The 23,131-nt window shown below is 61.3% G+C and carries 22 protein-coding genes; 8 read left to right on the top strand and 14 right to left on the bottom strand.

All coding sequences use genetic code 11. The features are described from left to right. Positions 1-144: 144 nt before the first annotated feature. From ACJ8IN_RS09510 to ACJ8IN_RS09525, 4 genes are all read left to right on the top strand, one after another. Positions 145-1,401 carry a mechanosensitive ion channel family protein gene (locus tag ACJ8IN_RS09510; RefSeq protein WP_033637290.1) on the top strand — a complete coding sequence of 419 codons (1,257 nt, stop codon included), beginning with the start codon at positions 145-147 and terminating at the stop codon, positions 1,399-1,401. A 132-nt stretch (positions 1,402-1,533) separates the two neighbouring features. Further along, positions 1,534-1,803 (top strand): hypothetical protein, encoded by a 270-nt coding sequence (locus ACJ8IN_RS09515; protein WP_060422052.1) that lies wholly within the window; start codon positions 1,534-1,536, stop codon positions 1,801-1,803. An 85-nt stretch (positions 1,804-1,888) separates the two neighbouring features. Then, on the top strand, positions 1,889-2,167 hold the full coding sequence (locus ACJ8IN_RS09520; protein WP_049235171.1) for a type II toxin-antitoxin system RelE/ParE family toxin: 279 nt from the start codon (positions 1,889-1,891) through the stop codon (positions 2,165-2,167). Beyond that, positions 2,167-2,454 carry a HigA family addiction module antitoxin gene (locus ACJ8IN_RS09525; RefSeq protein WP_025160069.1) on the top strand — a complete coding sequence of 96 codons (288 nt, stop codon included), beginning with the start codon at positions 2,167-2,169 and terminating at the stop codon, positions 2,452-2,454. Before ACJ8IN_RS09520 ends, ACJ8IN_RS09525 begins: the two co-directional genes overlap by 1 nt. A gap of 45 nt (positions 2,455-2,499) precedes the next feature. Here the strand turns inward: ACJ8IN_RS09525 and proY are convergent, their stop codons facing one another. From proY to phoB, 5 genes are all read right to left on the bottom strand, one after another. Then, a complete protein-coding gene (gene proY, locus ACJ8IN_RS09530; protein WP_060422245.1) occupies positions 2,500-3,906 on the bottom strand; it encodes a proline-specific permease ProY in 1,407 nt (468 codons plus the stop codon). 73 nt (positions 3,907-3,979) lie between these two features. Beyond that, a complete protein-coding gene (gene brnQ / locus ACJ8IN_RS09535; RefSeq protein WP_033653282.1) occupies positions 3,980-5,296 on the bottom strand; it encodes a branched-chain amino acid transport system II carrier protein in 1,317 nt (438 codons plus the stop codon). A 484-nt stretch (positions 5,297-5,780) separates the two neighbouring features. Further along, entirely contained in the window at positions 5,781-6,743 is a 963-nt protein-coding gene (locus ACJ8IN_RS09540) for a PstS family phosphate ABC transporter substrate-binding protein (RefSeq protein WP_033647326.1), read from the bottom strand. A gap of 14 nt (positions 6,744-6,757) precedes the next feature. Then, entirely contained in the window at positions 6,758-8,074 is a 1,317-nt protein-coding gene (gene phoR / locus ACJ8IN_RS09545) for a phosphate regulon sensor histidine kinase PhoR (RefSeq protein ID WP_025301740.1), read from the bottom strand. Between the two features lie 24 nt (positions 8,075-8,098). Next, a complete protein-coding gene (gene phoB / locus ACJ8IN_RS09550; protein WP_004940438.1) occupies positions 8,099-8,788 on the bottom strand; it encodes a phosphate response regulator transcription factor PhoB in 690 nt (229 codons plus the stop codon). A gap of 215 nt (positions 8,789-9,003) precedes the next feature. Here phoB and sbcD point away from each other — a divergent pair, with 215 nt between their 5' ends. The 3 genes from sbcD (at position 9,004) to licT (ending at position 14,564) form a co-directional block, all read left to right on the top strand. Then, positions 9,004-10,236, top strand: a complete 1,233-nt coding sequence (sbcD, locus tag ACJ8IN_RS09555) for an exonuclease subunit SbcD (protein ID WP_308325467.1) — start codon at positions 9,004-9,006, stop codon at positions 10,234-10,236. Next, positions 10,233-13,484, top strand: a complete 3,252-nt coding sequence (gene sbcC, locus ACJ8IN_RS09560; protein ID WP_308325466.1) for an exonuclease subunit SbcC — start codon at positions 10,233-10,235, stop codon at positions 13,482-13,484. Before sbcD ends, sbcC begins: the two co-directional genes overlap by 4 nt. A 231-nt stretch (positions 13,485-13,715) precedes the next feature. Beyond that, on the top strand, positions 13,716-14,564 hold the full coding sequence (licT, locus tag ACJ8IN_RS09565; protein WP_041033609.1) for a BglG family transcription antiterminator LicT: 849 nt from the start codon (positions 13,716-13,718) through the stop codon (positions 14,562-14,564). Here the strand turns inward: licT and ACJ8IN_RS09570 are convergent. The 3 genes from ACJ8IN_RS09570 to mak all read right to left on the bottom strand — a co-directional run bounded on the left by ACJ8IN_RS09570 (position 14,561) and on the right by mak (position 16,194). Then, complete coding sequence (locus tag ACJ8IN_RS09570; RefSeq protein WP_019454226.1) at positions 14,561-14,947, bottom strand: type II toxin-antitoxin system VapC family toxin; 387 nt, start codon at positions 14,945-14,947, stop codon at positions 14,561-14,563. The genes licT and ACJ8IN_RS09570 overlap by 4 nt on opposite strands. Then, the gene (locus ACJ8IN_RS09575) at positions 14,944-15,177 is read right to left on the bottom strand and encodes a type II toxin-antitoxin system Phd/YefM family antitoxin (RefSeq protein WP_033637280.1); all 234 of its coding nucleotides are present in this window, start codon (positions 15,175-15,177) and stop codon (positions 14,944-14,946) included. The genes ACJ8IN_RS09570 and ACJ8IN_RS09575 overlap by 4 nt, the downstream gene beginning before the upstream one ends. Positions 15,178-15,279: 102 nt before the next feature. Next, positions 15,280-16,194: a fructokinase gene (gene mak, locus ACJ8IN_RS09580; protein WP_039567006.1), complete on the bottom strand. Its 915-nt coding sequence runs from the start codon at positions 16,192-16,194 to the stop codon at positions 15,280-15,282. 216 nt (positions 16,195-16,410) lie between these two features. Here mak and rdgC point away from each other — a divergent pair, with 216 nt between their 5' ends. After that, positions 16,411-17,322, top strand: coding sequence for a recombination-associated protein RdgC (rdgC, locus tag ACJ8IN_RS09585; protein ID WP_004940461.1), 912 nt, complete (start codon positions 16,411-16,413; stop codon positions 17,320-17,322). A gap of 65 nt (positions 17,323-17,387) precedes the next feature. Here the strand turns inward: rdgC and ppnP are convergent, their stop codons facing one another. From ppnP to ACJ8IN_RS09615, 6 genes are all read right to left on the bottom strand, one after another. Next, complete coding sequence (gene ppnP / locus ACJ8IN_RS09590; protein ID WP_004940463.1) at positions 17,388-17,678, bottom strand: pyrimidine/purine nucleoside phosphorylase; 291 nt, start codon at positions 17,676-17,678, stop codon at positions 17,388-17,390. Between the two features lie 211 nt (positions 17,679-17,889). Beyond that, complete coding sequence (locus ACJ8IN_RS09595) at positions 17,890-18,567, bottom strand: AroM family protein (protein ID WP_308325465.1); 678 nt, start codon at positions 18,565-18,567, stop codon at positions 17,890-17,892. 4 nt (positions 18,568-18,571) lie between these two features. Then, positions 18,572-19,501, bottom strand: a complete 930-nt coding sequence (locus ACJ8IN_RS09600) for a DUF1177 domain-containing protein (RefSeq protein WP_033647333.1) — start codon at positions 19,499-19,501, stop codon at positions 18,572-18,574. A gap of 34 nt (positions 19,502-19,535) precedes the next feature. After that, positions 19,536-21,092, bottom strand: coding sequence for an OPT/YSL family transporter (locus ACJ8IN_RS09605; protein WP_060420419.1), 1,557 nt, complete (start codon positions 21,090-21,092; stop codon positions 19,536-19,538). 219 nt (positions 21,093-21,311) lie between these two features. Then, on the bottom strand, positions 21,312-22,085 hold the full coding sequence (locus ACJ8IN_RS09610) for an IclR family transcriptional regulator (RefSeq protein ID WP_033647338.1): 774 nt from the start codon (positions 22,083-22,085) through the stop codon (positions 21,312-21,314). A 253-nt stretch (positions 22,086-22,338) separates the two neighbouring features. Beyond that, positions 22,339-23,130 carry an energy transducer TonB gene (locus tag ACJ8IN_RS09615; RefSeq protein ID WP_308325464.1) on the bottom strand — a complete coding sequence of 264 codons (792 nt, stop codon included), beginning with the start codon at positions 23,128-23,130 and terminating at the stop codon, positions 22,339-22,341. Position 23,131: the final 1 nt, after the last annotated feature.

Genomic DNA, 23,131 nt, shown 5'->3' on the forward strand with positions numbered 1-23,131 from the left:
GGATGAGCCGGGGGGCGGAGACCGAAAAATAACGCTAACCCGATGTAAAAAAAGGTAAACAGGCACAAATCCTGCACGTTACCCCTTAGGCTAACGCGTTTTAAGTTTACAGGATATTTTTTGCGCATTTTTTAAGGAGCGGTAATGCAACAACAGATAACGCGCTGGCTGGAACAATTTGGTTTGGAATTCGGCGGAGTGATGTCGCTGTTGATGGTATTGGGGTTGATTGTCCTGATCTCGGTCGCGATCCACCTGGTGCTGCACCGGGTGGTGTTGGCCGCCCTTCAGCGCCGCGGCCAGCAATCGCAGCGCGTCTGGCAACAGGCCATCACCCAATACAAACTGTTCCAGCGCGTGGCGCTGCTGCTGCAAGGGGTGATCATCAGCATCCAGGCGACGCTGTGGCTGCAGAGCGGCAGCCAGACCCAGGCGGTGATCGTCACCGCCGCACAGGTGTGGATCCTCGCCTTCACCCTGCTGTCGCTGTTCTCGCTGCTGGATACGCTGCTGGCGCTGCTGCGCCAAAGCCCGATCTCCAATCAGCTGCCGCTGCGCGGCATTTTCCAGGGCCTGAAACTGGTGGCGGCGATCCTGATCGGCATCATGATCGTCTCGCTGCTGATGGGCAAATCGCCGCTGCTGCTGCTCAGCGGCCTGGGCGCCATGACCGCGGTCCTGATGTTGGTGTTCAAGGATCCGATCCTCGGCCTGGTGGCCGGCATTCAGCTCTCCGCCAACGATATGCTGAAGATCGGCGACTGGCTGGAAATGCCGAAATACGGCGCCGACGGCGCGGTCACCGACATCGGCCTGACCACGGTCAAAGTACGTAACTGGGACAACACCGTCACCACCATTCCCACCTACGCGCTGATCTCCGACTCGTTCAAAAACTGGCGGTCGATGTCGGAATCCGGCGGGCGCCGCATCAAGCGCAGCCTGAATATCGACACCGGCAGCGTGCACTTCCTGTCGGAAGAGGAACAGCGCCGCCTGCAGCGCAACCCGCTGCTGCACAGCTACCTGAATGATAAAACCCAGGAGCTGAGCCGGCACAATCAGGAGATTGCCATCGATCTGGCCTCGCCGCTCAACGGCCGCCGCCTGACCAACCTCGGCACGCTGCGCGCCTATCTGGAAGCCTACCTGCGCGCTCACCCGCGCATTCACCAGAACATGACGCTGATGGTGCGCCAGCTGGCGCCGACGCCGGAAGGCCTGCCGCTGGAAATCTACGCCTTCACCAACACCACGGTCTGGGCGGAGTATGAAAGCATTCAGGCGGATATTTTCGACCATATCCTGGCGGTGATCGACGAGTTCGGCCTGCGCGTGCATCAAACGCCAACCGGCAATGACCTGCGCGGCATGCTGCTACAAAACGCCAACGCTTCCTGACGTCGGCTGACGTAACTGTGTCTGCTGGTAATGATGTTCTTTCAATTGCCAGCAGATATCTCCATCCCCTTCTTTTCCCCGGTGAAAACGGCGTTAATGCGCCATCACCTTCACCACCGAGAGGGAAAGCCCTTGCTGAAACGCTTACGTCACCGGCTGTTTACCCTGATGGCCACCCTGCTGTTTATCGGCTGCCTGCACAGCGCTTCGCTGGACGAAAGCCGCATGCCCCGCAACCTGCAACCTTCGCTGAGCGCCCTCAGCAGCAATATGCAAGACATTCGCGAAGTGTTGGCGCGCTGCGCCGGCGAGGAAGAGGAGGAACAGCTGAACGACGGCGGCATGCGCATCGAAGCGCGCACCGCCGGGGAGAATGAAGCGGAAGACAAACGTCCAGCATAATAGGTTAAAAAACGCACCATTTTGTTGCGCCATACGCAACACCTGGCTATGATGCGTATAGTGCAACACTCATGGAGCCGTCAGGATGATAAGAAGCTTCAAGCATAAGGGACTCAAAAAGTTTTTCGAAACCGGTTCAACGGCGGGTATCGACGCCAAGCAGGCGAAGAAAATCGCGCTGCGGCTGAGCGTGCTGGATCTGGCGAAAGTGATTGATGACGTAGATCTGCCCGGCTTCTTCTTGCACCCGCTAACGGGCGCTCGCAGCGAGCAATGGTCCGTCACCGTAACCGGCAACTGGCGTATCACGTTTGAGCTGGTCGAGGGTGATGTTTATATCGTGAATTATGAGGACTATCACTAATGAACCGCATGCATAATCCCCCTCATCCTGGCGAGTTGATCAAAGAAACCATGGAAACGCTGAATCTCAGCGCGCGTGCGCTGGCTAAAGCGCTGGACGTCGCGCCCTCCACGGTTCAACGCCTGATCAGCGGAAAGTCCGATATCTCGCCGGAAATGGCCATCCGCCTGTCCATCGTGATAGGCAGTTCCGAACAGGTTTGGATGGGCATGCAGGATGCTTACGATCTGTGGCAGGCCAGGCAGTCCATCGACGTTTCCAAACTGCGCAAGCTGGACTTCGCTTGACGCCTGCTCCTAAAAAAACACCGGCCTTAGCCGGTGTTTTTCCATTTAGTCTTGCTGCGTCGCCAACGGCGCGCGTTTTTTCTGATGGTTGACCTTGAACCAGTACCCCGCCAGCAGCAATACCACCCAGACCAGGCCGGCGTACAGCGAGACGCGCGTGGTCGGGAAATAGCCGATCAGGCCGATGATGAACACCAGGAACACGATCGCCACCACCGAGGTGAATACCCCGCCGCGCAGCGGGAACGCCAGCTGCTTCACCTGTTCTTTGCTCAGGCTGCGGCGGAAGGCGATTTGGGAGAACAGGATCATGATCCACACCCACACGGTGGCGAAGGTCGCCAGGGAGGCGATCACCAAGAACACGCTCTCCGGCATGATGTAGTTGAGGTATACCGCCAGCAGCAGCGCCAGCATCATCACCACCACCGTCACCCAGGGAATACCGCGCTTCGACACCTTGCTGAACATCTTCGGCGCATGGCCCTGCTCGGCCATGCCGTGCAGCATGCGGCCGACGCCGAACACGTCGCTGTTGATCGCCGACAGCGAAGCGGTGATCACCACGAAGTTGAGGATACCTGCCGCCACGGTGATGCCCATATGCTGGAAGGTCAGCACGAACGGGCTGCCGTTGGTGCCCACCTGGTTCCACGGGTAGATAGACATGATGACGAACAGCGTGCCGACGTAGAACACCAGAATGCGCCACGGTACCGAGTTGATGGCCTTCGGAATCGATTTTTTCGGATCTTTGGCTTCGCCGGCGGTGATGCCGATGATTTCAATGCCGCCGTAAGCGAACATCACCAGCTGCAGCGACAGGATCATGCCGATAAAGCCGTTGCTGAAGAAGCCGCCGTTCGACCACAGGTTATGAATGCCGGTCGGTTGCCCGCCGTTGCCGATGCCCCAGATGATGATGCCGATGCCGGCCACGATCATGATGATGATGGTGGCGACCTTGAAGAACGAGAACCAGAACTCCAGCTCGCCGAACACCTTGACGCTCATCAGGTTGATGGCGCCGATGATCAGCACCACGCTCAGCACCCAGATCCAGTGCGGTACTTCCGGGAACCAGACCCCCATATAGATGCCGAAGGCGGTCACGTCGGCGATGGCGACGATCAGGATTTCAAAGCAGTAAGTCCAACCGGTGATGTAACCCGCCATCGGGCCGAGGTAGTCCTGCGCGTAGCGGGAAAACGAGCTGGCCTGCGGGTTGTTGACCGACATCTCTCCCAGGGCGCGCATGATGATAAAGGCCACGATGCCGCCGATCAGGTAAGCCAGCAGCACGCTCGGGCCGGCCATTTTGATGGCGTCCGCCGAGCCGTAGAACAACCCGGTGCCGATGGCCGATCCCAGCGCCATAAAGCGGATATGACGCGTACTGAGGCCGCGTTTCAGCTTATTGTCGGAGGCAGTGGTGGGTGACTGTTGTTGCATGAAGATGACCCATAGTTTTAAACGTAAAAAAGCCACGGACATGTCCGTGGCCCTGGATTAAGCCGGGGGATTATCAGTGCGCGGTCACTTGGGAACGCGTGCACACCCGATCATAAATCGCGACCAGCACCAGCATCAGCAGCGAAGGCGGCAACCATGCCAACCCCTGCTCCGCCAGCGGCAGGTGAGTGGTCCAGGCCGGCAGCAGCTGCTGGAAACTGGAGGCTTTCACCGCGTCAAGGATACCAAACAACAGGCTGACAAGCATCACCGGCGCGATGATGCGCGGCGCGCTGTGCCACCAACGCAGGGTGAAGCTCAGCACCACCAGCACGATGCACGGCGGGTAAATCGCGGTCAGCACCGGAATGGAGATCTGGATCAGGTGGCTCAGGCCGAGGTTGGACACCACCATCGAGAACAGGCCCAGGATAAACACCAGCGTCTTGTACGAGAACGGCAGGTATTGCGCGAAGAACTCGGCGCAGGCGCAGGTCAGGCCTACCGCGGTCACCATACAGGCGATGAAGATCAGCGCCGCCAGGAAGAAGCTGCCCAGGCCGCCGAAGGTGTTCTGAACGTAAGCGTGCAGGATCACCGCGCCGTTGGTGGCATCCGGCACCAGCGCGCCGCTGCCGGAGCCCAGCTTGAACAGGCTCAGGTAAACCAGCGTCAGGCCCACGCCGGCGATCAAACCGGCCAGAATGGTGTAGCGGGTCAACAGACCGGCGTCTTTCACGCCGCGCGAGCGCGCCGCGTTGACGATAACGATGCCGAATACCAGCGCGCCCAGCGTATCCATGGTCAGGTAGCCGTTAACGAAGCCGGAAGAGAAAGGCACGCTCTGGTAAGCCGCCGTCGCCGGAATCGGCGCGCCGGCAGGCCACAGCAGCGCGGCGATGCCCAGTACGCCCAACGCCACGATCTTCAGCGGCGCCAGCACATGGCCGACGGTGTCGAGCAGGCGGCCCGGATACAGGGAGATGCCGATCACCAGCGCGAAGTACACCAGGCTGTAGATGAACAGCGGCATGGCGCCGTCGCCGGTCAGCGGGGCGATGCCCACTTCAAAGGACACGGTGGCGGTGCGCGGCGTGGCGAACAGCGGGCCGACGGCCAGGTAGCAGACGGTCGCCAGCAGCAGGCCGGCGCCGCGGCCGATCGGCGAACTGAGGGCGTCGATGCCGCCGCCGACGCGCGCCAGCGCGATGACGGTGATGACCGGCAGACCGACGGCGGTGATCAGGAAGCCCAGCGCCGCGATCCAGACGTGTTCACCGGACTGCAAGCCGACCATCGGCGGGAAGATGATGTTCCCGGCCCCAACGAATAAGGCAAAGGTCATGAAGCCCAGTGCCAGGATATCTTTTGACGTTAAACGATGACTCATACGATGTCGTGTTGCCTGTTCAAATGAAAAAAATTGTCCGATAGCGTGGTGGCGTGACGCCCCACCGGTTGCCGGCATGCCCGATCGTCGCAGCGCCAAATAAGCATCCTAAACGCAGTCGATCCGGCGTTTATGTCCCTATTCGAAAGTGGCCGCTCATGAAGATGGGCAAAATTTTAGGAGTTATAAAAATGGAGGTTTAATCCGACAACGAGGGCTAAGGTAAACGTTTATAGCGCTTCAAGGCAAGACGCACGGCGAAAAGCAGAGCTATCGACCATATAAACTTTAGCCACCAGTCGATCATATTGGCTATCAATAAATATACACTACATGATTTGTATCATTTTTGAACAATGGATTCACGAAACGTGAAACATATACCGCTTTACCGCGCGAAAACGCCAATAAATGCCCGGTTTTCGCGTGGTATAAGCTCCGTTTGGCCGTTAAAAAAGGCGAAAATTACGCCGCTTTTTGTCGCTTATTGCACCGTGGCCGCCGCGAGCGGCTGCAGCCCGAGCGCTTGGCGGGTCCTCTGCAGGGCGCCCGGCGGCAGCGGCAGATAGCCGTCGTGATTGACCAGGCTCTGCCCTGCGTTAGACAGCACGCGATCGAGGAACGCGGCGGTCAGCGGCTCCAGCGGTTGATTGGGGGCTTTGTTGATGTAGATATAGAGATAGCGCGACAGCGGGTAGCGATCGTTGCGCACGTTGGCGGCGGTAGGCGCGACATAGTCCTCTCCCGATTCCGCCAACGGCAGCAGCCGCACGCCGCTGGCGCGAAAACCGATGCTGGCGTAGCCGATGCCGTTGAGCGAACCGGCCACCGCCTGCACCACCGAAGCCGAACCGGGCAGCTCATTGACGCGCGGCATAAAATCGCCGCCGCACAGCGCGCGCAGTTTGAAATAGCCGTAGGTGCCGGACGCCGAGTTGCGGCCGAAGCGCTGCAGCGAGCGCGTCGCCCAGTCGCCGCTCAGCCCCAGCTCGCCCCAACGCGTCAGCGGTTTGCTTTCACCGCAGCGCCGGGTGGCGGAGAAAATGCGATCGAGCTGCTGCAGATTGAGGCCGCGCAGCGGGTTGTCCTGATGCACCAACACCACCAGCGCATCCACCGCCACCGGCACCGCCAGCGGCGCATAGCCGTAACGGTGTTCGAACGCCGAAACCTCGGCCGCCTTCATCGGCCGGCTCATCGGGCCCAGCTGCGCAGCGCCCGCCGCCAACGCGGTCGGCGCGGTCGACGAGCCGGCGGCCTGGATCTGCAGGTTAACGTTGGGATAATGCCGGCTGAAATCCTGCGCCCACAGCGCCATCAGATTCGCCAAAGTATCGGAACCGACGCTGGACAGGTTGCCCGCCAGCATGCCGTCGGGCTGCGCCAGCGCGCCGCGTCCGGCCAGCAACGCCAGGCAAAGCAACAGCCCTCGGGTTATTCGGGTCATACCGGTGTCTCGCGTTAATTTTTCACCGCATTCTCTGATAAAGCGGCGGGAACAATCAACCGGTTGGGTAAGGTAAAGATAAAGCGGGTGCCGATCCCCGGCTCGCTGAGGATCTCCAGCCGCGCGTCGTGATGGCTGAGCGCATGTTTGACGATCGCCAGCCCCAGCCCGCTGCCGCCGGTCTGGCGCGAACGGGCCTTGTCGACGCGGTAAAAACGCTCGGTCAGGCGCGGCAGGTGTTCGGCGGCGATGCCCGGTCCGTTGTCGCTGACCTGGAACTGCGCGCCGTGCGCCGTCTGCTGCCAGCTCACTTCGATATGGGTGCCCTTCGGCGTGTGGTTGACCGCGTTGTACACCAGGTTAGACACCGCGCTGCGCAACTGGTCTTCATTGCCGAACACGTTGAGCTGTTCGTTCACCCGGAAAGTGATCTCGTGATTGCCGCCGCTCAGCGATTGCGCCTCGCGCTGCAACACCCGCAGCATCAGCGGGATATCCACCCGCTCGTTCATGTCGACATTGGGCGCCGCCTCGATGCGCGACAGCGTCAGCAACTGCTTGACCAGCCCGTCCATCCGGCGGGTCTGCTCCTGCATGGTGCCGAGCGCCTTGCTGCGCAGCGAACCGTCCTGCTCTTCGTCGCCCATCATCTCCAGATAGCCCTGCAGCACCGTCAGCGGCGTGCGCAGCTCATGGCTGACGTTGGCGAAGAAGTTGCGCCGCGCCCCCTCCAGCTGGCGCATCTGGGTGACGTCGCGCGCCACCATCAGCAACTGCCCTTCGGAGTAGGGCATCACGCGGAATTCGACGTAGTGTTCGTTGTTCAGCTGCAGCGTCAGCGGGCGCGAGAACTCTTGCTGTTGCAGGTAGTGGCTGAATTCCGGATAACGCAGCAGGTTGAGGATGTGCTGGCCGTTGTCTTCCGGCCAGCGAAAGCCGAGCAGATGCTGCGCCAGCCCGTTGCACCAGAAGATATTGCCTTCGACGGTGGTCATCACCACCGCATCAGGCAGCGATTCGGCCCCGCTGCGAAAGCGCTTGATCAGCAGCGCCAGCTCGCGCCGGCGGCGGCGATTGCGCTGCTGCATCTGATACAGGCCATAGAACAGCGGCTCCCAGCTCCAGCGGCCGGGCGGCGGCGTCATGCTGCGGTCGATCCACAGCCAATGAGAGAGTTTGAGCTGGTTGTAGAAATTCCACACCAGCGCGGCCAGCGCGGAGGCCAGCAGGAACCAGGGCAGATAACCGAAAATCAGCCCCAGCAGTAAGGCGGGCAAACAGAAAAGAGCCAGCTCCAGAGCCAGCCTCTTCCACGACAGACGTTCTAACACGGCATATTCTCCAGCGCAGCGCGATCAGTAGCGCGTTGAGAACCGGTAGCCGGTGCCCCGAACGGTTTGAACCATTTTATCATGCCCACTGGTTTCTAACGCCTTGCGGAGCCGACGGATATGCACGTCAACGGTACGGTCTTCCACATAAACGTTAGTGCCCCAGACGTGATTAAGCAACTGCTCACGGCTATAAACCCGCTCCGGGTGGGTCATAAAGAAGTGCAGCAGCTTGAACTCGGTCGGCCCCATGTCCAGCGCCTGATCGTTCGCCATCACGCGGTGGGAGGACGGGTCCAGGCTCAGCCCTTGCATTTCAATCACCTCTTCCACCGCCATCGGTGAAATGCGGCGCATGACCGCCTTGATGCGCGCCACCAGCTCCTTGGGCGAGAACGGCTTGGTGATGTAATCATCCGCCCCCACTTCCAGGCCGCGCACCCGGTCTTCCTCTTCGCCGCGCGCGGTCAGCATCATCACCGGGATATCGCGGGTCAGCGCTTCGCGCTTCATATGTTTGATAAACTGAATGCCGGAACCGCCGGGCAACATCCAGTCGAGCAACACCAAATCAGGGAACGGCTCAGACAGGCGCGTCACGGCGCTGTCATAATCCTCGGCTTCCAACGGTTGGTAACCATTCTGTTCCAACACAAAGCACACCATCTCACGGATCGGCGCTTCGTCTTCCACCACCAGTATGCGTCTTGCCATCGTCAATCCTGCCAATGTGTTAGCGACTTTGCGGGCGCCATTATGCGTCAGTTTTGTGACACTTTTATGAAAAAAAGCGGCTGTTATAGGCAGTAAGCATAGCGATTATTTCCCGGCGCAAAGAAAAATCATCCGGTTGTCATCATCATTGCGCCGGGACAGCCGCCGCCGCGGCCTTTATAATCATCGCCATTACCTTTGCATCCGGGAGTGTCATGCGCCTGATCCACACCTCTGACTGGCACCTTGGCCAGTACTTTTTCACCAAAAGCCGCGCCGCCGAGCACCAGGCTTTTCTGAACTGGCTGATCGAGCAGATCGAGCAGCAGCAGGTGGATGCGCTGATCGTCGCCGGGGATCTGTTCGATACCGGCTCGCCGCCCAGCTACGCCCGCGAGCTGTACAACCGCTTCGTGGTGGAGCTGCAGCGCACCGGCTGTCAGCTGGTGGTGCTGGGCGGCAACCACGACTCGGTGGCGACGCTGAACGAATCGCGTGAGCTGCTCTCCTGCCTGAACACCACGGTGATCGCGAGCGCGCAAAGCGCCCCCGAACAGCAGATTGTGGTGCTGAACCGGCGCGACGGCCAGCCGGGCGCGGTGCTGTGCGCCATTCCTTTTCTGCGGCCGCGCGATCTGCTCACCAGCCGCGCCGGCGAATCCGGCGCGCAAAAACAGCAGGCGCTGCAGGAAGCCATCGCCGAACATTACCAGGCGCTGTATCAGGCGGCCTGCGAACGCCGCGATCGGCTGGGCCTGCCGCTGCCGATCGTCGCCACCGGCCACCTGACCACCGTCGGCGTCACCACCTCCGACTCGGTGCGCGACATCTATATCGGCACCCTCGACGCCTTCCCGGCGCAGGCCTTCCCGCCCGCCGACTATATCGCGCTGGGCCACATTCACCGCGCGCAGAACGTCGCCAAATCAGAGCATATTCGCTATAGCGGCTCACCGATTCCGCTCAGCTTCGATGAACTGGGCAAAGCCAAAAGCGTCTTCCTGGTCGATTTCGCCGACGGCGCCCTGCAGCAGGTAGAAGCGTTAGCGATCCCGCAGTTCCAGCCCATGCAGCTGATCAAAGGCGATCTGGCCGAGATCGAACGGCAGCTGCAGCAATTTGCCGACTATGCCGGCGAGCTGCCGGTGTGGCTGGATATCGAAGTGGCGACGCAGGACTACCTCAGCGATATCCAGCGCCGCATCCGGCTGCTGGCGGATGAGCTGCCGGTGGAAGTGGTGCTGCTGCGGCGCAGTAAAGAGCAGCGCCGCCAGGCGATCGCACAGCAGGATAAGGAAACGCTCAACGAACTGAGCGTCAACGAGGTGTTCGAACGGCGCCTGGCGCAGGAGGCCGACATGCCAGAAGCGCGCCAACGGCGGATGCATCAACTGTTCCGCCAGGTGGTCGAGGCGGTGCAGCACAATCCTGAGGAGACCCAACCATGAAGATCCTCAGCCTGCGGTTAAAAAACCTCAACTCGCTGCAGGGCGAGTGGAAAATTGACTTCACCGCCGAGCCGTTCGCCAGCAACGGCCTGTTCGCCATTACCGGCCCGACCGGCGCGGGCAAAACCACCCTGCTGGACGCCATCTGCCTGGCGCTGTACCACCAGACGCCGCGTCTCAACGTCACGCCGAGCCAGAATGAACTGATGACCCGCCACACCGCCGAATCGCTGGCGGAGGTCGAATTCGAGGTCAAGGGCGTCGGCTATCGCGCCTTCTGGAGCCAGCGCCGCGCCAAAAACGCGCCGGACGGCAATCTGCAGGCGCCGAAGGTGGAACTGGCGCGCCGCGAGGACGGCAAGATCCTGGCGGACAAGGTGCGCGACAAGCTGGAGATCACCGCCGCCATCACCGGGCTGGACTTCGGCCGCTTCACCAAATCGATGATGCTGTCTCAGGGGCAGTTCGCCGCGTTCCTCAACGCCGACGCCAACGATCGCGCCGAACTGTTGGAAGAGCTGACCGGCACCGAAATCTACGGGCGGTTGTCCGAACAGGTGTTCGAATCGCACAAGCAGGCCAAAACCGACCTGGATGGGTTGCACCAGCGCGCCAGCGGCATCGAGCTGCTGAACGATGAACAGCGCCACTCTCTGACTGAACAGCTGACGGCGCTGAGCGCGCAGGAAAGCGCCCTCGGTAAGCAAACTCAGCAACAGCAACAGGCGCTGAGCTGGCTGCAGCAATGGCAACGCCTCCAGCAACAGCAAAACGAGGGTCAACGGCGGCTGGAAACCGCCCAGCGCGAGCAGACGGAGGCCGCCCCGCAGCTGCAGCGGCTGGCGCTCAGCGAACCGGCCGAGAAATTGCGGCCGCTGCGCGGTGAACGCGATCGCTGCCGCGCCGAGCTGCAGACGATACAACAGCAGGCAGCCCAGCTGACGCAGCAACAGGAACAGCACTCGGCGCAGCTGGCGCCACTGCAGCAGGCGGTGGAAAAGGCCCGTCTGGCGCAGCAAGCCCATGCCGAGCATATGCGGCAGCAGCAACAGCTGATCGATGACCAGGTCGCCCCGCTCGACCATCAGATCGCCCAACTGCAGTCGACGCAGGCCGAGCGGCGACAGGCCGGCGATGCCGCCGCGCAGCAGTGTGCCAAACAGAAAACCACGCTGGAGCAGCTCACCGCCGAGCGCATCCAGCTGACGGCGCAGGCCGCACAGCATCAGCAGCGGTTGAACGCGCTGACCGAAGCGCTGGCCGTTCAGCAGCAACAGCAGCAGGCGCTGGCGGCGCAAACGCCGCTGGCCCCGCTGCGCCAGCGCCTGAGCGCTCTGGCGGATCTGCGCCCGACGCGCCAGCAGTTATTTACGCTCGCCTCTTTATCGCAACAAGTTGTTAAACGGCTGGAACAGCAGCGGCAAGAGCTAAACATCGGTCAAAATGAACTGACCCAGTTGGAGCCACAGTTAGAGCTCATCCGTCAGCAATTTAAGCAGCAGAAAGCCCACCAGGCCGATGTTGAAAAAACCTATGCGCTGGAACAACGGATCGTGGGTCTGGAAGCCGAGCGCGCCCGTTTGCAACCCGGCGCCCCCTGCCCGCTGTGCGGCTCATGCGAGCACCCGGCGGTAGAACAATACCAAGAGGTAAAACTGTCAGAAACTGCGCAACGTCTGGAGCAAATGAAAGTCCAGACCGAAGCATTGCAAAAACAAGGCGTCGAGCTGCGAGCCCGTTACGACAACCTGCAACAGCAATTGCAACGCCAACAGCAGGCTATCGCGCAGGATGAGCAGCAGCTGGCTGCCCAACAGCAGCAGTGGCAGCAGCTCAGCGCGCCGCTGGCATTCGACTTTACGTTGGCCGAGGGCGAGCGGCTCAGCGCCTGGCTAAGCGGCTGCGACGACGAAGAGCGGCGCGGGCAACACGCGCTGCAGCAGCATGAACAGGCGGCGCAGGCGGTACAGCAGGCAAAAGACGCGCTCGCCGCTCTGCAAACGCAGCAGCAGCAGGTGCAGCAACGGCTGGCGCTGCTCGAAGAGCGCTTTACGCTGCTGCAGAAAACCCATGCCGACAGCCTGCAACAGCAGCAAGACCTGCAACAACGCTGGCAAGAAGGCGAGAAGACCCTCGCCGAACGGCGCGCGCAGCGGCTGGCGCTGTTCGGCGAACAGCAGGTCGCCGAGGTGCGCGAACAGCTGCGCGCCAAACAAACCGCCTGTGAGCAGGCCAGCTTGCAGGCCGCCGAGCAGTGGCAAAAAGCGCAGGAACTGCGCGAGCGCCTGGCCGGCCAGCAGGCCGGATTGCAACAACAGCACACCCAAATGCAGGAACGGCTGCAGCAGGCGCAGCAGCTGTGGCAGCAGGCGCTGGCCGACAGCGAATTCGCCGATGAAACCGCCTTCGCCGCCGCGCTGCTGGACGACGCCCTGCGCCGCGAATTGCAGCAGCGTAAAGAGCAACTGCAACAGCGCCAGGTGGAGGCCGCCGCCCTGCTGACGCAGGCGACGCAAACGCTGGAGCAGCATCGGCAAAGCCGCCCTGAAGGGGTGGATGAAGCCAACGCGGATCTCGACGCACTCACCCAATCGCTGGCCGAGCTGGCCCAGCAGTTGAAAACGTTGCAGCTGCGCCAGGGCGAACTGCGCAACCAGCTGGAAAGCGATGCCGCCCGCCGTCTCAATCAACAGGCGTTGTTCGAGCAAATCGCCCGCAGCCAGCAAGACTACGACGACTGGAGCTACCTCAACCAGCTGATCGGCTCGAAAGAAGGCGACAAGTTCCGCCGCTTCGCTCAAGGGCTGACGCTCGATCATCTGGTTTATCTGGCCAACCTTCAGCTCGGCCGGCTGCACGGGCGCTACCTGCTGCAGCGCAAAACCAGCGACGCGCTGGAGCTGCAGGTGGTGGACACCTGGCAGGCCGACGCGCTGCGCGATACCCGCACCCTGTCCGGCGGCGAGAGCTTCCTGGTCAGCCTGGCGCTGGCACTGGCGTTGTCCGATCTGGTCAGCCACAAGACCAGCATCGATTCGCTGTTCCTCGACGAAGGCTTCGGCACGCTGGACGCCGAAACCCTCGATACCGCGCTGGACGCGCTGGACAGCCTGAACGCCTCCGGCAAAACCATTGGCGTGATCAGCCACGTCGAGGCGATGAAAGAGCGTATTCCGGTGCAGATCAAGGTGAAAAAGGTCAACGGACTCGGCGTCAGCCGGCTGGAGGCGCACTTCAGGCTGGAATGATCCCGCCGCGCGCGGCGCAGAAGTGTGACCGCGGCGGCACTCCGCGGTGAAAAGCGTTGAGCCGCGGCGAGCACGGGTTATTATGCAGGCATAACAGGATTGTTACTGTATCCCCTCCGCCGCTCAGGCCGCAGGACAGAAACATAAAATACAGGCAAAACCTGACGCCCGGGATCGCTTCCGGGCGTCAGGTTTTTTCGTTTTCAGGATGCTGAAACACCGGGAAAGACCATGAAAATCGCTAAAATACTCAATAATAACGTGGTGATTACGCTGGACGACCGTCAGGAAGAGACGGTGGTAATGGGAAAAGGAATCGGCTTTAAAAAGAAGCCCGGCGACACGCTGGACGAAAGCCTGATCGAAAAGGTGTTCACCCATAACGGCGGTGAAATCGCCGAGCGCTATAAAGAGCTGCTCTCCGAGATCCCGCTGGCCTGCGTCACCACCGCCGACCGGATTATTACCCTCGCCCGCGAACGGCTGCCGGGCAAGTTGCATAACATCGTCTACATCACGCTGACCGACCACATCCATTTCGCTCTGCAGCGCCACGCGGAAGGATTGGATATCAAAAATGCGTTGCTGTGGGAGATTAAAAAGCTCTATCAGGCCGAGTTCGCCGTCGGGCTGGAGGCGCTGGCCTTGATCGCCGAGCGGCTGAATACCGCGCTGCCGGAAGACGAGGCCGGATTTATCGCCTTGCACCTGGTCAACGCCCAGCTTAACGACGAGATGCACAACACGCTGCACATCACCCGCGTGATGCAAGAGATCCTCAACCTGGTCAAATACCACTTCCGCTTTGATTACAACGAGGAAGCCCTGAGCTACCACCGTTTCGTCACCCATTTGAAATTCTTTGCCCAGCGCCTGCTGGGGAAAAACTACGTCGACAGCGACGACGACTCGCTGTATCAGGTGGTGAAAGAGAAATACCGTGAGTCATTCGCCTGCGCCGGCAAAATCAACCGCCACATCGAAAAGCACTATCAGCATCAGCTCACCACGGAAGAGATGATGTTCCTGACCATTCATATCGAACGGGTGCGCAGCGAAAGCGAGGAGAAACCGGCTTAACGGCGGGCGTCCGCCACCCGCACGCCGTACTGCGGAAACACCGCGTCGGCGGAGATCAGCGTCAGCCCCTCGGCCTGCGCCTGTGCGATCAGCATGCGATCGAAAGGATCCTGATGATAGGGCGGCAGCTGCCCGGCCTGTTGGCAATGAAAGGCGTCCATCGGCAGCGACAGAAAATCTTCGGCCTCGATGATCGCAAAGATGTCTTCCGGCAGCGCCAGCTTGCCCAGCGCCTGCTTGATCGAGATCTCCCAAATGCTGGCCGCGCTGACGTATACCGCATTGCCCGGATCGGCGATCTGCCTTTTGGCGTTCGCGCCCAGGCAGGCGTCATCAATCAGCCACCACAGCAACGCGTGGGTATCCAGCAACAGGCGCTTCATGCATCGCCCTCAAACAGCGCCGCAATGGCCGCATCCCCCGCGTTGAAATCCGCCGGCACGGTAAACTTGCCCTTGGCGGCGCCGGGCCGGCGCGCTTCGCCCTGGATGGCGACCAGCTGTACGTACGGCTTCCCTGCTTTTGCAATAATCACGGTTTCTCCCTCCGCGGCTCTGTCCGCCAGCTGGCTCAGATTGGATTTGGCTTCGTGCATATTGGCCTGAATCGGCATACGCGTCCTCCTTAGCTAAGTTAGCTAAAGCATAAAGCGCCGTCCAGTTTTTGTACAGGGAATGGTTTAAAGCGCGAGCAGCCTCGCGCTTTGCTGCAACGCTTAGCGCTGCTGTTGCGGCCATAACCAGGCCGCGCCGCGTACGCCGCTGGAGTCGCCGTGCACCGCCTTGCGGATCGGCGTTTCACACTCGCCGCCGAACACCCAATCTTTCACCCGCTGCGGCACCGTGCGGTACAGGCGATCCACGTTGCTCATGCCGCCGCCGAGCACCACCACGTCCGGATCCAGAATGTTGATCACGTGCGCCAACGCTTTCGCCAGCCGCATTTCGTAGCGCACGATCGCCTGCTCCGCCAGCGCATCGCCCCGCTCGCTCAGAGCCACGATCTCGTGCCCTTGCAGCGCGTTGCCGCCCAGGCGCGCATAGTCGGTGGCGAAACCGGTGCCGGAAATAAAGGTTTCGATGCAGCCCGGTTTGCCGCAGTAGCACGGCACTTCGCGGGCGTAGCGCAGCTCATCGTCATCCTGCCACGGCAGCGGATTGTGGCCCCACTCGCCGGCGATGCCGTTGCCACCGGAATGCGCCTGCCCATTCAGCGCCACGCCGGCGCCGCAGCCGGTGCCGACAATGACCGCAAACACGGTTTGCGCGCCGGCGCCTGCGCCGTCGGTGGCTTCCGACACCGCCAGGCAGTTGGCGTCGTTGGCGATACGCACCTCGCGCGCCAACAGCGCCGAGAGATCCTTGTCCAGCGGTTGGCCGTTGAGCCATACCGAGTTGGCGTTTTTCACCCGCCCGGTAAACGGCGACAGCGTGCCGGGAATGCCGATCCCGACCGATCCCCGCTCGCCGGTATGATCTTCCGCCAGTTTCACCAGCCCGGCGATCGCCGCCAGGGTTTGCCCATAGTCATGGCGCGGCGTGGCGATGCGATGGCGAAACAGCTCCCGGCCGTCGTCCGCCAACGCAATCACTTCAATTTTTGTCCCGCCCAAATCGATGCCAATGCGCATGTATTTTTCTCCTCGATGCCGCGCAGCGTTGCCACAGCCTAATGTAAGTACGCGGATGAATCACCTGTTTCCCTCTCCCCCGCCCGGCCTTTTCCGCTGCGGTCGGCGACGCAATTCGGAGAGAATGGGGCGATTTTTCAGCGTCAATTCGTTATCATGCCGCCCTGCTTTTGACGAATCAGCGTGCCGAGCGCACGCCCAGCCAGGGATAACATTATGCTGTGGTTTAAGAATTTGATGGTTTACCGTTTGAGCCGCGAAGTGGCGTTAAACGCGGATGAAATGGAAAAACAACTCAGCGCGTTCGCCTTCACGCCGTGCGGCAGCCAGGACATGGCCAAGACCGGCTGGGTCTCCCCGATGGGCTCGCACAGCGATGCGCTGACGCACGCGGTCAACGGCCAAATCGTCATCTGCGCGCGCAAGGAAGAGAAAATCCTGCCGTCGCCGGTCATCAAGCAAGAGCTGCAGGCCAAGATTGAGCGCCTGGAGGCGGAACAACACCGCAAACTGAAGAAAACCGAGAAAGACGCGCTGAAGGACGAAGTGCTGCACAGCCTGCTGCCGCGCGCCTTCAGCCGCTTCAACCAAACCTTCATGTGGATCGACACCGTCAACGATCTGATCATGGTCGATGCCGCCAGCGCCAAACGCGCCGAAGATACGCTGGCGCTGCTGCGCAAAAGCCTCGGCTCGCTGCCGGTGGTGCCGCTGACCATGGAAAGCCCGATCGAACTGACGCTGACCGAATGGGTGCGTTCCGGCGAGATGCCGGCTGGTTTCGCCATTCAGGATGAAGCGGAACTGAAAGCGATTCTGGAAGAAGGCGGCGTGATCCGCTGCAAGAAACAGAATCTGATCAGCGACGAAATCGCGGTGCATATCGAAGCCGGCAAGCTGGTGACCAAGCTGGCGGTGGATTGGCAGGAGCGCATTCAGCTGATGCTGTCGGACGACGGCTCGCTCAAGCGCCTGAAGTTCGCCGACACGCTGCGCGAGCAGAACGACGATATCGATCGTGATGACTTCGCCCAGCGCTTTGACGCCGACTTTATCCTGATGACCAGCGAGCTGGCGGCGTTGATCAAAAACACCATCGAAGCGCTCGGCGGCGAAGCCCAGCGTTAATCCCGCCGCAGAAACGACCAGGGCCCAGCATCCGCTGAGCCCTGCGTTTCCCTAACGAACAAAATTTATTTGCTCAGGTAGCGGCACAGATAGGCGGTCGCGTCGGCCACCTGCAGGTTGAACTCGCTGTGCCCCGGCACGAAGAACTTCTCACCCGGCGTAAACACCTGCCAGTCCGGCGCCCCCGGCAGCAGCACTTTCAGCGCCCCGGTGATCACCGTCATTTCTTCCGGCTGCGCGGTGGAGAAGGTGTATTCCCCCTCTTCCATCACGCCCACGCTGGTAAGACCGATGCTGCTACTGTCAAAACCGATAGACTTCACTTTTCCGGCAAAATACTCATTCACTTTCAGCATAGACTGGCACCCGCGTAATCATCTTGATGGAAAATCCATATTGGGGGATTGCGGTTGATCTGTCACTGGTTTTTCGCGCGAAATGCGATCGCGGCGCAGAGGAAAACGCCGCCCGGCCTCTCTCCGGCAGTCAGGGCTGCTGAAACCCGGGGATACCCGCGAGCGCAAAGCGCCCGAGGCCGCGCCGGGCGGTGATTTATGGCTATTTGAATCAGCCGATTAACTCTGCGGCCAGCTTGGCGACCAGAACGTTCGACAGCAGCACCGGCACCGACAGACGCGCCTGCAAAAAAGCGCGGTGGCGCTGGTGATAACCGATGCAATCGAGCACCACCACCTCCGCCCCCTGCCGCAGCAGTGCGCAAGCCGCCTGCTCCAGCGCGGCGTCATCCGCCAGATAAGGACTGGCGACGGCATAGCTCGGCGGCGTCGCCAGCTGCCGCCATTTGCGCGCCTGCTGCCCAACCTGTTCCGCCACCGGCACCACGATGCCGACGCGGTGTTCGCCGACGATCGCGGAGATCAACGGCGGGATGATGCGATCCGGCTCCAGCAACAGCGCCTGCTCCGCCTGCAATCGGCCGAATTCGCCGGTGCACAGCAGCAGGATCACCTGGCATCCCGCCGCCTCCAGCTCGCGGATCTTCTGCTGCAACCCGCTTTCGACGCGAGCGGCACAGAGCGTCACCTGCGTGCCGTCCAACAGGCGCGACACCAGCAGCTTATCGCCCCGTTGCGGAGCATAACGCTCGGCGATCTGCCCGGCATCCAGGCCGTCCAGCAAACCGACGTACCTCACCCGCTCCGCCGGCAGATAAGCAGACAGCAGCGGCATGATATCGCTGCGTGGCGCCTGACCGATGGTCAGCGTGGCGAATGAAGCCGTCATGGGGCTATCTCCTTTTTTGCAGGTGACTCAGACTGCCGTACAGCGCCAGCAGCTGGCCATATTCGGCGGCATCGTAGAACCGGCAGGTGCCGCGGCCGAATTCTTTGGCGACTTCCACCGCGAATTTGACCGCCAGCGCGATATCCGTTTCGTGGCTGGCGCCGGTGCCGCAGCCCGGCACCACCGATTCGCTGCAGATCGCCACGCCGACTACCGGCGCCGCAGTAGCGGTCGAGGGCTGCAGGATGCTGTTGAGGTGATGCACGCCGTTGCCGTAAGGGGTGATGTCCTGCGTGGTGATCGGGAAGGTCACCGCCGGGCGGCCGCTGGTCATCTCCATGATGCGCAGCAGATCTTCCGCCACCCGCAGGATGTAGCCCTCTTTCACCGTCGGCGATAGCGCATAGCCTTTGTGGTTGATGATGCGGTTGCCTTTGGTGGTATCGATCGACAGGATGGCGTCAGCCTCCGGCACCACTTCATTATCGTTCATCGTCACGTCATCGATCGGCGAATCCATAAAATCGACCGGATCGTGCGGCCGGGTCGGTGCGTTCGGGCAAATATGGGTGGTGACGATCACATCCCCCGGCAGCGTATCGCCCTTGCGCTGCATCTCCGCCAGCTTCAGCGCGGCGGCAATGGCGGCGATCGCGCCGTCGCCGTCGGACACCAGCCCGATACGCGTCGGCCGCGCGCCGATGCCGCCCAGGCGGCCGATAATGCCCAGCGTCGGCGCCGCACCGCCAGCGAATTTGCCTGCGCTGCCGGGGATCTCGATGCGCACAAAATCGGTGCCGCCCTTCGGCCCCTCGGCGCGCAGGGTGCTGGCGCGGATCGCCGGGTAAGGCGCAAACAGATCGACGACGTCCTGGCCGCTGACGAATGCGCTATCAATCAATTCAAAAACCTGCAGCGTTTGTTGCAAACTCATGGTCGTTTTACCTCACCAATGTCATCGGCAGGGGCTATTTGCCCTTGCTGGAAAAAATCGAGCTGAAGAAGTTGTAGAGCGCGTCGCCGGCGATAAATCCGGCCGCCATGATCTCCATCGGCGTGCGGCCGCGATCGCCCCAACGGCGCAGGATCGCCACGCGCAGCGCGATGCCCACCAGCACCGCCCACCCAGCCAAAGCGTTGTTGATCAGCAGGCCGGTTGCCAGCAGCACGCCGAGCTGGCGCTTGGGGCCGCCGATCAGCTGCACCACGGCACCGGGGATCGCCCAGATCAAAAGGCTCCAGGCGATGCCCGGCTGCGCACCGGCCTCGATGGTCTTGGCGTAAACGCGCGCGACCGGCGGGATCAGGTCCTGCAGGAAATAGCTGTGATAAGAGAGGTAAACCACCGGAATGGCGATGAGGAAGGCGATCAGCGCCGCAAACAGTTGAATGCGGCGCCCCAGCAGCTCCTGCCGCAGATCCTCGCCGTAGCCGCGCAGGATGAAGCCGGCTTTCAAGTCAAAGCCCATGTCGGCGAAGGCCGGCCCGGTGGCGGCGGTAAAGCCGGTCAGGATGCACAGCGCCAGCGGTGGGAAACCGATCAGGATACCGACGATCAGGGTGATCAACGCCACCGCGAACGCCGGAAACCAGCCGGAGTGCATGGCGGCGATACCGACGATCAGCTCATGAACGAAAGCGGCGAACGCCGCGTAAATCACGAACAGCGCCAGCATCGGCAGCGACATCTCGCTAAACAGCCCGCCGACCAGAGCCAAAAACGCGGCGATGGCGATGTAGCCGACCGCCCCCAGGCCGAGCGCTTTGCTTACCGCGCTGTCCGGTTGGGTATAACCGGCGCTATCGGCGCGGCGGCTGCGGATCACCTGCGCGACCTGGATCAGCGCCACCAGGCCGGCGCCGACCATCACGCCGTGCGGAATAAAATGGGCATTGATATCGAAACCGGCCACCGGCTCGGCGTAGGCCCGCAGCAATAGCCCGACGCCGAACATGCTCAGCGCCCAGATATTGCCGATAAAGGCGGTGCCGAAGGCCGCCATGGGGATCTTGAGCATTGATCCGGCGATGCCCACCCCTACGCCCACAACCAGAAGCCAGGCCTGCTTGCCGCCGCGATCGCCGGCTTTAATCGCCTCCGCGGCGGCGACGCCCGGCGGCCAGGCATTGGCGGCGGGGAACACTTTGGTATCGAACAGGCGATAAAGCAGATAGGCGTCGAGCAGCATCGCCGCCGCCACGCCGCAGAACATCGGCAGAATAAGCTGCGGTTGCCCCATCACGTAAGGCACCGCAATCGGCATCAGCAGGCAGTTCGCCGCGCCGAAGGTGGCTGAGGAGATCACCGTCTGCGCCAGGTTCTGGGTGTGCACCGAGCGGTAGCGTTGAAACATTTGCAGCGGAATGCGTGCCAGCAGCATGGCGATCAGCGCACCGATGATCGAGGTGTTGGGCGTCACGCCCAGCGTGGTGATCAGCTGAACGCCGATGATCGCCCCCACCACCGAAAGCAGCGCCATGACCAACAGCGTGCCGGCCTCTTTTAGCGGATTATTTGATTTCATGCTTGGTATCCCTGAATATTTCCTGCCGCATGCCGGAAATAACGCCCGACGATAGTTCGCCGCGGCAGTTCCATTATTTGGAACTGCCGGCGTCATAACGTGATTATTTTCTTATTTAGCCCGTCTGTTTCTCACCAATAAAATACGGTGAAATATAATTAATGAGTTCCCTGGTGTCGGCGCTCGTTAATGATGATGAAACGTTATAGCTCCGGCGCGTTAGTTGATCTGCTGCCAATAATCATCGCCATATTTTTCCGCCAGTTGGCGGCTGACTGCGGTTAATTCGGCCAGAACTTCCGGTACAAACGGCTGTTCCTCGCCCTGCGAAGGGAAGGACAGACACAGCCCCACCGTCTCGCTGCCGTGCTTGTTCACCAGCGCGGTCGCCAGCGAACTGATGCCGTTCAAGGTTTCATTGCGCGCCAGCGACCAGCCCTGGCGCCTCACCTGCTGCAACTTCTGCAGCAGCGCATCCAGCGTTTGCGGCGCATTGGGCGAAGCCGCCCGGTAACCGCCGGCGTAACGCGCCCGAACCTGCTCGTCGCTTTCACGCGCCAGTATCGCCCGACCAACCGAGGTTTCCGCCGCCGGTGAACGGTAGCCCGCCGGGGTGACCACCTGCAAAAAGTGGCGGCCGGGGAACATGCGCATCACCATGATCTCCTGCCCCTCCAGCACCGAGAGGTAGCCGGTACACGCCGTCTGGCGGCACAGCTGCGCCATGCTGGCCGCCAGGTTGTCCACCAGCGGCATCGACAGATAGTGGCTGGATGCCGCCAGCAACAGCGCGCCGATGCGGTAACGCCGGCTATCGGGATCGCGCTCCAGCATGCCCTGATTTTCCATGCTCTGCAGCAGGCGCGATACCGTGCTTTTCGGCAGCGCCAATTGATCTACCACGTCGCTGAATGCAATGCCCGGTTGGCCATGCATCACGCGTTGTTGAGAAAAGAGTTTTAATACCGCAGCGGCATTTTCCAGCGTTGTCATGATCCGCCTTGTTCCACTATATGGAACTCAGTTCCTATTTTATAATTAAAAACTAAAACCCGAACTCCGCAGCGTCAAGCTGTTTATTTTTTGTCAGCCGTAAAATAAAAGGCATTCGTGCTTTTTAAATGAAAATATCGCGCAGAACGCCAACTCCGCCGCGCCAAATAAAATAACGATACGCTTTGAAAATAATGAATGGCAGGACAAGCTGCTGAAAAATGATTTTATCAGGGAGAGATATTGTCGCGGCTCAAAAACTTGCGCCGCGCAAACTGAAATCGATCGGCAACGTCAATTCCACCGTGCCGTTGACGTAGGCGTCCGCCGGCGGCGTAGGCAACGGCGAAGCGCGCTTGACCAGCGCCTGGATTTCGCGATCCAGCGACGGCAACCCGGCGCTGCTGACCAGCGTCACTGCCAACACATGGCCCTGCCTGTCCAGGGTGAAACGCACCTGCCCGACGCCCTGGCGCTTCAGCCTCAAGGCGTCTTTGGGATAGCGCTTAAAGCGATTAAGGCGGCCGTTGATGCGGCTGCGCCAGCTATCTTCCCCCGCCTGTGCATAGGGCGTCAGGCGGGTTTGCGGCGCGGCCGCTTTATCCGCCCAGCCCGGCGGCGGCGCGCCGACGCTTTGCTCCTGAATTCTCGGCGGCGCGATCGTTTTCTCCTGCGGCGGCGTGCGCGGCAGGGGGATTTTCTTCACCGGCTTGGGCGATTTTTTCTGCTTCGGCGCTACGGCGATGTTCGGCCGTACGGCTTCAGGCACCTTCACCGTCGGCAAGGGTTCCGGCGGCGCCGGCGGTTCAACCTGAGGCGGCGGCGTCCTTTGCCCCGGCGGTTGTTTTACCTCGGCCGGAGCCTGCGGTGCGGCGGCCATCACCACCATGACCGCCGGCGGCGGCACCCACGGCGGCTCGGCCTTGTCTCGCCAGGGCCAGAGCAGCGCTGCGGCCAGCAGGTGCAGCGCCAGCACCAGCACCAGGCAACGGCGCCAGGGCATGGCATCGCCGGGCGCGGCGAAAGGCAGCGGCGAAACCGACATG

It is taken from the genome of Serratia sp. CY31944 (genome assembly GCF_052169175.1).
Lineage (GTDB): Bacteria > Pseudomonadota > Gammaproteobacteria > Enterobacterales > Enterobacteriaceae > Serratia > Serratia sarumanii.